The sequence below is a fragment of the Candidatus Albibeggiatoa sp. nov. BB20 genome (assembly GCA_016744725.1).
GTDB lineage: Bacteria > Pseudomonadota > Gammaproteobacteria > Beggiatoales > Beggiatoaceae > Albibeggiatoa.
Genome location: JADGDW010000032.1, coordinates 8,242 through 20,616, shown reverse-complemented (window position 1 = coordinate 20,616; position 12,375 = coordinate 8,242). Strand labels below are relative to the sequence as shown.

Sequence of the window (12,375 nt, the reverse complement as noted above, 5' to 3'; positions counted from 1 at the left end):
CAAAAAATAGTGATTTATGTTGATAGGGAGATCGACGATGAAGTTGTTTTTGTTATTGATTATGAGCAAGCTATCTCGGCTGAAATGCAAAATATAAATGTTTCTGTTCCCAGTTTATTAGAGGTAACACGCCAATCTCACTATGTATCTCTATTGCACCACCCCCTATATAAATTACAGCCAGAAGATAAAAAAAATAGAGAAAATAATATTTCAAAAGTGGGGCAACAAGAATTACCTGAGTTCTTTCATTCTCGGCTCACCAGTAAAATTCGTTATATTTATAAATATCACCTACAACCAGAAGATGAAATTCCAGCTATTGCGGTAGAAATAGAACGCCCTGAGGAAGAACCCGTTATTTTTGATGCCCAAGTCAGTAGTTTAATTTCAGTGGGAGAAGCCCTTGTTGAAGGTATTTCAATTGTTGATTTGAAGGTAACCAGCCCCAACAATAGCGGTATTCGAGAATTACGCTTACATCTTCCCAAGATGCCTGATGAATTACAAAATCTTAAACTCAGTTGTGCTGAGGTTGAATGTGTTGAAGAATCTGATACTGATGTTTATGGATTGGTTTTAAATATTACTTTTGCACAGCCTATTGTTGAGCATGTTACTCTGATGTTGAAGTATGAAATGAATTTTTCATGGAAAGATGCAGATAATGTCATGATGCCGATTGTTTCACCAGAAGGCGCGAGTGTATCAAATGGCTTTCTTGCTATTTCTTTAAAATCAGATATTCCAGATGATTTAGATATTGAAAATAAAGCTGAAACAGATCAAGAATATTTAAATAAACCTGGTATTTATGTTGAAACCTTAGGCTTGGAAGATACAGGCAAAGTGTGGCCCATGCAGATTAATAAACTGCCAGAAGCACTATTGCAAAAAACCCATGCTTTAAAAAGGCCTGTATTGCGTGCTTTTCGCTACACATTTTTAGGTTCTCATTACTTGCTTCCTTTAAAATTGGGTCGTTATGAAACAACTCGCTCAACAAAAATTAGCGAGGCTCATTATGAAACATTGCTTGGAAAGCAGGGTGGTGTATATACCCAAGCCAGCTTTGAAATTGAGAATACCCAAAGTCAATTATTAGAAATAAAATTACCTGAAAACTCACAAATTATTTCTGTCATGGTTGGCAACCGATTGGATGGTCAAGCGAGAGAACGTGCTCGTACTGCCCAATTAGGTGAAAATTCGATATTGGTACGCTTAATTAAATCAGAAGACCCATTTACCATTAAATTACAGTACTCTAGTGAGGGAGACCCACTTGGATTTTGGGGAACATTGGAAGAGCATTTACCTGTATTAGAAGGTGCTTTGGTCGGACATTTGGTATGGGATGTGTACCTACCTGGTGGTGCGTATTATCAGGTAATGCCTGGGGACACCAATTTAGAAGTATTACGCAGTAATTTAGATATTAATGTGCGTAAAATGAAATATATATTTAAAAAGCAAACATTTGGTGAAGATAACCGTTGGGTTGGATTTAGTTTTAGTCAAATTTATTCAGATGACCAAAATTTATCTGCTGCTGATTCAGATGATAAAGACAAAAAAGAACTGTCAGAAGATGTACCTAAATATTCAATGATGTATGTTTCAACGGCGGCTCAAGTTGTAGGGCAAGTCATTAGTTTATTCAGTACCTTTTTGATTGGCTCAGCACTGATTTTATTCACAGTTAAAGCAAATCAAATGTTACATATTGCAGGTATTCTGATGGTTAGCTCAGGTACTGCTTCCATGGTGTATGCGATTGCAGAAATGGAGGCAGATATGATGCCTACAGTTTACGTAGGTTCAATATTTACGGTAATTATCGTTGTAGTCTGGACGTGGCAACTATGGACGGTGATAAATCAAGAAGAAGATGAAGAAGATGAACATCATCATCCTGAGTTATCGAAAGATAAAGAACCTACACCTGAGCCACCAGCAAAATAAATGGATTGTAATCCTTAGGAGCCAGTATTTATTCACTTTTCTTTAAAAATGGTTGAATTATAAATATAGTTTTCTAAGGATTTATGCAAAGTCTGGATGGCACGATAGATTTTAACTTTCGTAACAAAATTATCTCGATCTCGTCACATAAAGAATTGTGAACGCGCCTTACGCATATAGGGTCTTGGTAGAACAAAATGAAACCCACCGAATAAAGTATTCGAGAATGGGGAGGATAGGTGCGGGCATCTTATGAGTTAAATCTAAACATATAATGACTATGCACTGAATCTTTAAAACTGCTCAAACCATTGTAAACCAAGTTTTTTTAACTTTTTACGTAACATAAGTACTAAATAACCATCCACGAGTTATTTAGCTTGGCGTTTTTTACCCAAAGTTAATAAAGTTAAAGCCAATATCCTACCTTTACTATAAGACTATCCAATTGATTTGTAATTTATTGTAGTATATTTTGCTTGACTTATATTATTCTCAGAAGACCTATTTTAGGCTTATAATGTCAGGTTCAAAATACCAAAACGAGGAGGATGGGTTTGTGATAGCGTCAAAAATGGTCGAACAGAAATTATTACATAAACAATATCTAACGGATGAATTAGGCAATAAAAGCGCGATTGTATTGCCAATGAATGAATTTCAAGATTTATTAGATGATATTGATGACCTTGCAACATTAGCAGACGATGGCGGGCAACCAGCAGGAAAAAGTACTGCCCGAGCAGAAAAACAAGTTTCTGAACAACAAATTGAGCAACTTAAGTTCTATCACAACAGATTTGAAAAAGTTATTGTTAAACTACATGAATACAAAAATTTAAAGGTTGAACTGAAACGTCAGCTATTATTGCAGGAAATGATGGAAGATGTTGATAAGGAATTACAGCGTATCCGTTACCAACTTGCGCAATTGAAAAAAGATACTCAGCCTGCGATGTTACATAATGTGCCTACGTTGCCAAATAATGCGGTCATCAATAACTCATTATTCAGCCAAATAAAAAAGCAAATTCTCACGGAATACAAAGAAGAACGCCCTCCTATTTTGTTATCTGCCCCAGTAGGTATGGGGAAATCGGTACTGGCTGCAACTTTGGCGCGTGATAGCGCAATTAGAACCGCATATCCTGATGGTATTTTCTGGGTTGCAATGGGTAAAGAGCCTGATCTTTTAACCCGTCTGACCAATATTTCACATGGTTTAGATGAGAAAAAATTATTGTTTGTTGATACTGAAACAGCCGCTGAGAGAATCAGGCGTTTGACTGCAACTCAAACTTGTCTCCTTGTATTTGACGATTCAATTGATCCTCAGGATATTTTATCTTTTAATGTGTTAGGTCAATATGGACAAATGCTGATAACCACCAGTGAAGATAATTTCTTTGATATTTTGAAATACTTTTTACCATCAACGGTTCATTTTAACTTAGATGCTTTTTCAACCGAACATGCGATAAACTACTTTATGCAGCGGGTTGGCAATCATATCAAACGTGAAAGTATTCCAATTAAGTTAGATTCTTTGTCCAAATTATGTCAGCATTCGCCAAGCTTATTGGGTTATGTTGCCAATATTGTTAAAAGTCGTCAGCTTGATGAGTGGAAAGAAGTGGCGAGGGATTTACAGAATACGGATTTTGAGTTTCCAGAAAAATATCCACATATTTTGATGCAAGCTTTATTTATGAATGCTGATGATTTGGGTGAAGAAGGTGAATATTATTCATCGCTCTCAGTTTTTGGTGATTACACACGAATTCCGTTAGCAGCAATTAAAGTGTTGTGGCGATATTTATACCAAATGTCAAATGAAGATGTAGAACGCTTTTTAACTGAATTAGCGTCTCGTGACATGTTACAAATTAGAGAATCAGCATCATTAGGTAAAGTGATTTCTTTACATTCCTATCAATATGAATTTGCTTATGCAGAATCTGAAGTGGATAAATTGCATAATCATTTGTTAGTGGCTTATCGACGTTTATGCGATCAACATGGCTGGATTAGTGGGCCTAATGATGGTTATTTCTTCCAATATTTAAGTATGCATTTGTACAATGCAAACCGTAAAGGTGAGTTGAAATCATTATTGCTGGATTTAGATTGGATTTTGAATAAATTAAAAATTTCGCCATTACATACAGTGTTGATGGATTATGATTGGTTTGAGGAAGATGAGGATATTAATATGGTGCGAACCGCATTGTATGAAGGAGCATCGACTCTATTAACCATACAAACTCAAGAAGAATTAGCCTCACAAATTCTAAATCATTTATGGGACAAAGTATCTGATGATAATAAAGAGCTACAAGCCTTGATTCATCAGTCGAAAGAAGCTGCACCTGATTGGAAGTGGGTTGAACCATTCCCAGAAGAGTTAATGGGCTCTTCTCGCTAAATTATATTAATAGAAAAGGTTCTTGTTTCATCAATATCACAACGAAACAAGAACTCAGGTAAGTTTAATAATCAATTAAACACTACTCCATTAAATAAGAAAACACCTAGCATGACCAATACAATGAATACGATAAGCATTGAATATATATATTCTCCACATTCACTATTATCGTTATCCTGTATACAGTCGCATAATTTTTCAGCATAATCCTCAGCCTCATATTTATCAGGCGAGTCTTGCTGCTCTAACTTAAGTATATGACTATAAAGACTAAGCGCGTCATTTTCGTACATTGCTAGCTCCTCGGTGTTTGTTTTGAGAAAAAAGAAAATAAATAAATAACTTTAATGCTCGAACTAACCCTGCGAAATATGCCATGTCCTTGGTCTTTATAATTTTATGAAAATCCTGTTTACGTTCCTCTTATCTACAAATAAATGTTGCTACTAACTTAATAATTGGATTTACAAGGTTAAAAAATTAAACCCCTTAATATTGAATTTTAGACTAGTTTCAGCATTGGTCAACATAATTGACGGATAAATATTGATGATGTAGTCCATAAAGTGATCAGTTATTATAAAATTTATCGTTTCTAATCTAACGAAATAGATACGAAGAATCGACTAAGTTATCATGCTTTCTGACTCATCAAATTGCTAATTATTAATAATCACATTATTTAATTTCTAATCATGAAAATAAGCTCAAAATGGCTAAAATCAATATTATTTAAATTAACAACCTTATTTTTAAAATGAGATAGATAACGATATAATATAAATAATTAGAGCAAATTAAGAGTGCTGTACAAACCAAAATTAATCATATTAAAGCTGTGCTACAAGATAACGACTTTATGTTTCTGGGCATTGACAATGATGCTACGCCAGAAGATTTTAGCCAAACAGCGGATAAAGAAAGTCAAAGAAGCCTATATTATTTTATCCAATCCAAAAGCACGGAATACTTACGATAAGAAATTGCGTGAGGCAAATCCTGAAGCGTATAAAAAACCAAATATTGAAACACCCGTGGAATCAATACAAGAATTGCCAGAAGAAGCTGAGAATACTTCTGCTCCATCATCTTCTATACCATTGATTGATTTGCATGATAAATCTCAGTGACGACAAATTTTTACAGGTGTGCTGTTGTTATGTCTTGTAATTGGGGTTTATGTGTATTCTTTGCTTTATCCTAGTGCGCTTAATATTTCTCCTGACAATGAATATACAGTGCCCACTATATCTCATGCCACTTGGGATGGACATGAAATCCATATGTTAAGTGATATCGTTACACTTGCAGTAAGCCCAGATGGAAAACAGCTTGCATCAGGTTCAAGTTTTAATGATTACGTACAGATTCGGGATATTGAAACAGGTGAAATTATTACTGAGTTTGAAGAAGACTCTGATCAGGTTAAAGTGGTTAAATATCATCCAACTAAGCCAATACTTGCTGTTGGTACAATACGTAATTATATTTATCTGTGGAATTTTGAAACCAATGAATTCCAAGATTTAGATCATACTCATGAAAAGAAAATCCACGTACTTCTATCATCACTCCTTATTGGTATTTATGATATAGCATTTAGTCCTGATGGCAATCTGTTGGCAAGTGTTAACTGGGATGGCAGTGTCGCCGTTTGGGATATAAAACTCAATTGAGCTGCATGGAGAGTAAAGCCAACTAGATGGAGAAATCAAGCAGGACATCAAGATGCAGTACAGTCCATTGCAATCAGACCAAATGGCTTTATGTTAGCAACTGCCGGATTGGATAAAACGGTGCGTTTATGGGATGTTGAAAGTGGTGTACAAATCCGAGTATTACAACACCTAGATTGGGTGCTAAATGTGGCTTTTAGTCCTAATGGTCGCTTGCTGGCTTCAGGTACTCTTGATAATCTGATTCAGATTTGGGATGTAGAAACCTTTGAAATCAAGCGCACAATTTACGCTCATAAAGATATTATTGCTGATTGAGTATTTACACCTGATGGTGAAGTGCTGATTTCTGCAAGCCATGATAAAACGGTGCGTTATTGGGAGGTAAGTCGGGAGGCCATATTGTAACATTAGATCAATTCAATGGAGAAGTGGATAGCTTGGCTTTATCCGCTGATGGTCAAACACTGCTAACAGGTGACAGCGATCAGGCGATTAAAGTTTGGAAAATAAATCGGCCTACAGCACAGATTCATTCCATGCTTAATTAAAAAAATTTAACAATAAATACCAATATTTAGGATTTGGATTGTGCAGTAATGCGGTGAAAACCAAATAGAAAAACGCGCATTGTGCCGCTAAATAGCTTAGTAATTGCATATTCCATGTTTTTGCCTGCTTAAGGGCGTAAGAACCCAGAATAATATAAGCAATCAACGCAAAAAATTTAGCAGTTAACCAAGGATGAACAAAAGGGTATTGCTGCAATAATATGGCTAATAAAATACCTGTGGTTAATAATATGGTATCCACAAAATGTGGCACAATGCGCAACCATTTCTGTTGTACCCATGTCAATCCCGATAAATGTCCTATCGCGCGGATGTTAAATAGCAAAAATGTCAAACTAATACAACTAAGATGCAGCGTTTTTAAGCTCATATAATAAGTCATTATTCACAGCCTTCCGATCAAAAAAAAACATGATAACAATTTAGAAATTTACTTTTAAAATCAAAACCGACTAAAATATGGACATACTCGCTATTTTAGAAAAAGCTGTAATATGAGCCTAACGTCAATTTTATTCTTATTATTCCTTGGAGCAATCACTTGGTTTTGGTTTGATAGCTTACGGGTGTTAGAAATTGCCCGAACCCATAGCAAACGGATTTGTGCCCAATATCATCTACAATTGCTTGATGATTCTATCAGCTTAACAGGCATCAATCTGGCGCGTAATAAGCTCGGGCATGTGGTATTACAACGAGACTATCGATTTGAATTCCACCATCAAGGCGAAGATGTGCGTATCCAAGCAGGTTTGATTATGCGTGGTACACAATTGATGATGGTAGATGTGCCTGAATATATGGATCGTACTTTTTTCCAAGCATGAGCGCGACCCCTGTTATTATTACACCCCTATCAATTCCTGAACCCGTTGATGAATTAGCCCAACAAGTCAAATCAGCCTTTCAACACAAAACAGTCAACTCAGACCTATTAAAAAAAATGGGTCAACAGTTGTGGATTTGCTCAGGTTTAACAACCAATATTTCTCATATACCATCATTTATTATTCAACAACCTCAAAATTTACCATGGGAATGTTTATACCATCCAACAGGTTATTTTATTGCGCAAAAAATCCCTATTATTCGTCAAATAGCCTTAATGACTGCTCAACAACAAGCAATTCAATCACCATTGAAAATTTTGCATTTTGCCACCCAATCTGCACATTTATATAAAAATCATCTTAACTTTTCTGAAGAAAAATATTTTATTTATCAAGCATTATGGCCACAGATTCAAGCACAACAGGTCTTATTGCATAGCTCACCATCTGGTTATTTTTCCCAATTCAAAACATTATTAAATCAAAGCTGGGATATTATTATTTTAAGTGGTCACAGTATCAGCCAGAATAATCAACAGCATCTTATTTTCGATTCAAAGACAGATTCATATCAAACCATTAGCTATGAAAAAATCATCTCAGCATTTCAAAAAACATCAGTGAAATGTGTGATTTTGGCGGTATGTGAATCAGCCGACTTAGCTTTAAAATTGCACCAGTCAGGTATTTTTGTAGTGATTGGAATGCAATATCCTATTTTAGATCGTGCTGCTAGTCGCTTTATTCAACAGTTTTGCCAAGCAATCATGCACGGACAAACTGTCATCGACGCAGTGCAAACTACCCGTTTAGTGATGCATAATCTTTTAAAACCTAATGAACAATGGCAGGAAAATGAGACAGGCCAATGGATGATTCCCAGCCTCTACACACAATCAAACGAACAGCCTTTATTATTAAATTCGCCAATACAATCAAAAATATCGACTCAAGACGTAAAATTACTGATTGGAAGACATCAGGCTTTTTATAAATTAGAAAAAATTATGCGAACTCATAAAAAAATATGGTTATATGGGGTTGGGGGTATTGGAAAAACCACTTTGGCTCAAGCTTTACAGCAACATTGCATTGCACAACATCAACCAATTTTTTATGTCGAAATTGAAACTGATGAGCAACTAGAATCGCTCTCAACTGATTTACCTATATTGGCTGTTTCTCGACAACCTCCGCCGAATCAAGACTGGACAGGTTTTCAATTAGCCGCTCCCAGTGAAATTGAGTTTATTCATTATGCTCAACATCAAGGTTTAACTTATCCAAAATTACAATGTCGCTTGATTTATAAAATGTTACAAGGTAATTACCAAGGATTAGATTTATTAAAAGCGTTGCCTTTCAGCACTCAAGCCACGGTATTACGCCAGCAACTACAAACAGTGCAACGTTATTTAAAAGCCTATCAGCGCAAGTAATATGATTTGGTTTTTATGCAAAATGATACAAATAAAGGGGAGTGCAAGGCTTTAACTATAGGATATTTTATAAGAAGAATGAAACAGGATAAAGTCCATCATGTCACACTGTAGAACTATTTTGTGCAATACAAAGCTTTATCCGCATAAAATCTCTTGTTGTGCTATTTCGAACCACGTAAAATAATATGGCAACAATCACATTACGATGGAGACGACTTTGAAATATCCCGCTTTATTGGCTTTAGCAGATGGCAGTTTGTTTCACGGGTATTCAATTGGGGTAGCTGGACAAAGTGTGGGGGAAGTCGTTTTTAATACGGCGATGACGGGTTATCAAGAAATTCTGACTGATCCCTCTTACCACAAGCAAATGGTTACACTGACTTATCCCCATATTGGCAATGTTGGTGTAAATAAAGAAGATATGGAATCAGACCAAGTCTTTGCGGCAGGCTTAATTATTCGTGATTTACCTTTGCTTGATAGTAATTGGCGTTCAGAACAACCTTTAGAAGATTATCTGCGTGAAAATAATGTGGTTGGGATTGCGGGTATTGATACACGTCGTTTGACTCGTATTTTACGTGAAAAAGGGGCACAAAGTGGTTGCTTAGTTTCAGGAGACAATATTGATCCACAAACAGCGATCCAAGCAGCTCAAGCTTTTAGTGGTTTAAAAGGAATGGACTTAGCCCAAGAAGTTACAACTGAAGAAACTTATATTTGGCAACAAGGTGTGTGGCATTTAAATCAGCCAATGAGCCAAAATGCAGATAAATATCATGTAGTGGCTTATGACTTTGGCGTGAAACATAATATTTTGCGTATGTTAGCTGAACGAGGTTGCAAAGTAACTGTAGTCCCTGCAAAAACGCCTGCAAAAGAAGTGCTTGCACAAAATCCTGATGGCATCTTTTTATCCAATGGTCCTGGTGATCCTGAACCTTGTGACTATGCAGTTGATGCGATTCAACAAATTTTAGACGCGGGTGTACCGACCTTTGGCATTTGTTTAGGCCATCAATTATTAGGTTTAGCCAGTGGTGCGAAAAGTTCAAAAATGAAGTTTGGTCATCATGGTGCAAATCATCCCGTACAAGATTTAGATAATAAAAAAGTAATGATTACCAGTCAGAATCATGGGTTTGCATTGGATGAAGACAGTTTACCAAGTTGTTTAAAAGCCACGCATCGTTCATTATTTGATAAATCATTGCAAGGTATTGAACGCACGGATAAACCTGCATTTAGTTTCCAAGGTCATCCAGAAGCCAGCCCCGGCCCTCATGATGTCGCACCATTGTTTGATAGATTTATCCAAATGATGGAACAATAATTATTATTTAGGCGAGTATTGATAGCAGTTTTCCAAGTCATTTTTCAAAACTGTCAACTCTTAACTAAAGGGTTGGCAGTGTTGTAGAATTCCTTAAATCTTATTCCCATTTTTTGTTATAAAGCGACAATCTGTTGCTCCCGTCAAAATGGTTTTATTCTCATTCAAGGCTCAAACAATTGAATTCTAATGCCTTTTTAGACCTACTGGATTAGGTTTTACTGTAAAACGGAGATCGTTTGTTGATGAACAAATACCGCATTTAGCAATACATTACATTTTGACAAATACGGTATTTAAAATTAACTAACGATTGGCAGTTTTATCTTTCTTGCTGAAAACGTCTGTCATTGATTTAACGATTTCTTTGCGGACATGACGTAAACGTGGTTTATCTTGCTCAGAGAATGGCATAGGGCGACAGTTTTTCATGGCTTGTAAACCGACTCTTGCGGTCATCACACCACTACCTAAACCTTGTGCCATTTGACCTGACATTACAGATAATACTGAGCCACCTAAAATTTCGGCCATGCCATCCGCAGCCGCTTCACTCACATCAGCATAAAGTAAATTTTGTATCACCGTACCGAACAACATAAATGAGCCAAAGAATCCGGGGCGACCACTATATAAAGTCGCTACATCTTTGACCAATGCAGTATTGCGCCATAATGTGAAAATTACATCTAACAAACCAATCTGACTTAACATGGTTAATAATGCAGTTTCTTTAGAGCGTTGCACCACAATTTGATAAGCCTGTTTATCAAGATCAGCCATTACTTTTTGAGTGAATAATTCATACACTTCTTGGTCATGATGCGCATCAGTCACCGAGGCATAAAATTGATTCAAATTGCTTTTCAAATCAGGACGTTCTAAATACAAACTCGCAACCCGATTCACATAAGGCATGGCACGACCGTGACCTTGAGAATCAAATAATTGTAAACCCTCTTTTTGTAACTCTGTCACCGTTTTGAGTTGTAAAATTTTATGATAAGAACGGTAAGTTAAACCTAATGCTGTTGCCGTAATACCTGTGACTAAAACCAAGAATACCGTGCCTAAAACAAAGCTATTATTATATTGTTCATCTAAAAATAAAGCAGTATCAACAACTAAGGCCAAAACTAAAAATGAACCTAATGAAACACCCAACCAGCCCCATAGGCTGACATTATCTAACTGACGGGGTGCATTTTGAGTCAAAGCCGCTGCACCACCTGTATAATTGACATCAACACTGTCCCATTCATCATAATCATTGACATCTGGTTCATGTGCCATCAATAAAGCATTGGTTTTTAAGGTTGCATCAGCAGGAATGATGACAGGCTGAGTGTAATTTAATTCAACGGTTTGCTCTTCATCAACATTTTCTACCATATTTAAATCAAAAACTTGTGGGGTTGCCCAAGCTGTAGTTGTCATTAGAACTTGTCTCCTAGTAAAAATTCCAATGCACGGTCAAGACGAATATGCGGCATTCGATTCCCGTTGCCATTGGTCAAACGTGGCGGTTTGAATTCAACGAAATTAAAGCGTCCATCCACCCATTCTTCAGGTAATGGAATATCTGTCGGTACTTCCCCTGGAAATAAAGCAATAGGTTGATTACTGTCTAATGGTACGCCTTTAATACAAGATATTTTTTGGCCTTGAAACTGCGTATGTGCCGCTTGGGTACATTTAACCGAAGATAATGCCAAGGTTTCGGTTGTCACACCTTCAAATACCACATCATTATAAGATTGGGTAAGCATTTGTTGTAAAAATCGCTCTAAATTGGGTAATTGATTTGGGGTCACGTGATCCGCTTTCGTTGCCGCAAACAATAAGCGATCAATTTTCAAGCCAAATAACTTATTTAATAAACCTGATTTGCCATATTCAAAACTGCGTAACACCATATTCAGGGCTTCACGCATATCGGTAAAGCTAGAATGACCTATATTAAATGCCCGTAACATATCGACTAATACGATTTGGCGGTCAAAACTAGAAAAATGCTCAGTATAAAACTTTTTAACCACATGTTCTTTATACGATTCATAACGTTTTTTCATGATTAAAAATAGACTTTCAGCCGCTTGCGTGCCATCTGATGGCAACTCCAAAAC

At 36.3% G+C, this 12,375-nt stretch carries 13 protein-coding genes and 1 pseudogene; 10 read left to right on the top strand and 4 right to left on the bottom strand.

Annotated elements, in window-relative coordinates; genetic code table 11:
- Together ABXH34_RS05610 and ABXH34_RS05605 are read left to right on the top strand one after the other, a co-directional pair.
- Positions 1-1,965, top strand: a 1,965-nt coding sequence (locus ABXH34_RS05610) for a hypothetical protein (RefSeq protein ID WP_353570885.1), incomplete at its 5' end; no start/stop codon positions are given.
- 520 nt (positions 1,966-2,485) lie between these two features.
- The gene (locus tag ABXH34_RS05605; RefSeq protein ID WP_353570884.1) at positions 2,486-4,390 is read left to right on the top strand and encodes an NB-ARC domain-containing protein; all 1,905 of its coding nucleotides are present in this window, start codon (positions 2,486-2,488) and stop codon (positions 4,388-4,390) included.
- Positions 4,391-4,461: 71 nt separating this feature from the next.
- On the opposite strand, the gene ABXH34_RS05600 is transcribed toward ABXH34_RS05605, so the two are convergent.
- Complete coding sequence (locus ABXH34_RS05600; RefSeq protein WP_353570883.1) at positions 4,462-4,686, bottom strand: hypothetical protein; 225 nt, start codon at positions 4,684-4,686, stop codon at positions 4,462-4,464.
- A 585-nt stretch (positions 4,687-5,271) separates the two neighbouring features.
- On the opposite strand from ABXH34_RS05600, the gene ABXH34_RS05595 reads away from it, so the two are divergent.
- The 5 genes and pseudogenes from ABXH34_RS05595 to ABXH34_RS05575 all read left to right on the top strand — a co-directional run bounded on the left by ABXH34_RS05595 (position 5,272) and on the right by ABXH34_RS05575 (position 6,620).
- On the top strand, positions 5,272-5,523 hold the full coding sequence (locus ABXH34_RS05595; RefSeq protein ID WP_353570882.1) for a J domain-containing protein: 252 nt from the start codon (positions 5,272-5,274) through the stop codon (positions 5,521-5,523).
- A gap of 24 nt (positions 5,524-5,547) precedes the next feature.
- Positions 5,548-6,069 (top strand): WD40 repeat domain-containing protein, encoded by a 522-nt coding sequence (locus ABXH34_RS05590; protein WP_353570881.1) that lies wholly within the window; start codon positions 5,548-5,550, stop codon positions 6,067-6,069.
- Positions 6,070-6,120: 51 nt separating this feature from the next.
- Positions 6,121-6,192 (top strand): annotated as a pseudogene (locus ABXH34_RS05585) (WD40 repeat domain-containing protein); the annotation flags it as partial.
- Positions 6,190-6,387 (top strand): WD40 domain-containing protein, encoded by a 198-nt coding sequence (locus ABXH34_RS05580; protein ID WP_353570892.1) that lies wholly within the window; start codon positions 6,190-6,192, stop codon positions 6,385-6,387. The pseudogene ABXH34_RS05585 and the gene ABXH34_RS05580, both read left to right, overlap by 3 nt.
- 59 nt (positions 6,388-6,446) lie before the next feature.
- On the top strand, positions 6,447-6,620 hold the full coding sequence (locus tag ABXH34_RS05575) for a hypothetical protein (RefSeq protein ID WP_353570880.1): 174 nt from the start codon (positions 6,447-6,449) through the stop codon (positions 6,618-6,620).
- Here ABXH34_RS05575 and ABXH34_RS05570 read toward each other — a convergent pair.
- A complete protein-coding gene (locus ABXH34_RS05570) occupies positions 6,613-7,023 on the bottom strand; it encodes a SirB2 family protein (RefSeq protein WP_353570879.1) in 411 nt (136 codons plus the stop codon). The two genes, ABXH34_RS05575 and ABXH34_RS05570, sit on opposite strands and share 8 nt — an antisense overlap.
- Positions 7,024-7,135: 112 nt before the next feature.
- Here ABXH34_RS05570 and ABXH34_RS05565 point away from each other — a divergent pair, with 112 nt between their 5' ends.
- The 3 genes from ABXH34_RS05565 (at position 7,136) to carA (ending at position 10,249) form a co-directional block, all read left to right on the top strand.
- Positions 7,136-7,468 (top strand): DUF3301 domain-containing protein, encoded by a 333-nt coding sequence (locus tag ABXH34_RS05565; protein ID WP_353570878.1) that lies wholly within the window; start codon positions 7,136-7,138, stop codon positions 7,466-7,468.
- Positions 7,465-8,910, top strand: coding sequence for a CHAT domain-containing protein (locus ABXH34_RS05560; protein WP_353570877.1), 1,446 nt, complete (start codon positions 7,465-7,467; stop codon positions 8,908-8,910). The genes ABXH34_RS05565 and ABXH34_RS05560 overlap by 4 nt, the downstream gene beginning before the upstream one ends.
- Positions 8,911-9,130: 220 nt before the next feature.
- The gene (carA, locus tag ABXH34_RS05555) at positions 9,131-10,249 is read left to right on the top strand and encodes a glutamine-hydrolyzing carbamoyl-phosphate synthase small subunit (RefSeq protein ID WP_353570876.1); all 1,119 of its coding nucleotides are present in this window, start codon (positions 9,131-9,133) and stop codon (positions 10,247-10,249) included.
- 306 nt (positions 10,250-10,555) lie between these two features.
- Here the strand turns inward: carA and ABXH34_RS05550 are convergent, their stop codons facing one another.
- Positions 10,556-11,686 carry a TIGR01620 family protein gene (locus ABXH34_RS05550; protein ID WP_353570875.1) on the bottom strand — a complete coding sequence of 377 codons (1,131 nt, stop codon included), beginning with the start codon at positions 11,684-11,686 and terminating at the stop codon, positions 10,556-10,558.
- Positions 11,686-12,375, bottom strand: a 690-nt coding sequence (locus tag ABXH34_RS05545) for a YcjX family protein (protein ID WP_353570874.1), incomplete at its 5' end; no start/stop codon positions are given. The genes ABXH34_RS05550 and ABXH34_RS05545, both read right to left, overlap by 1 nt.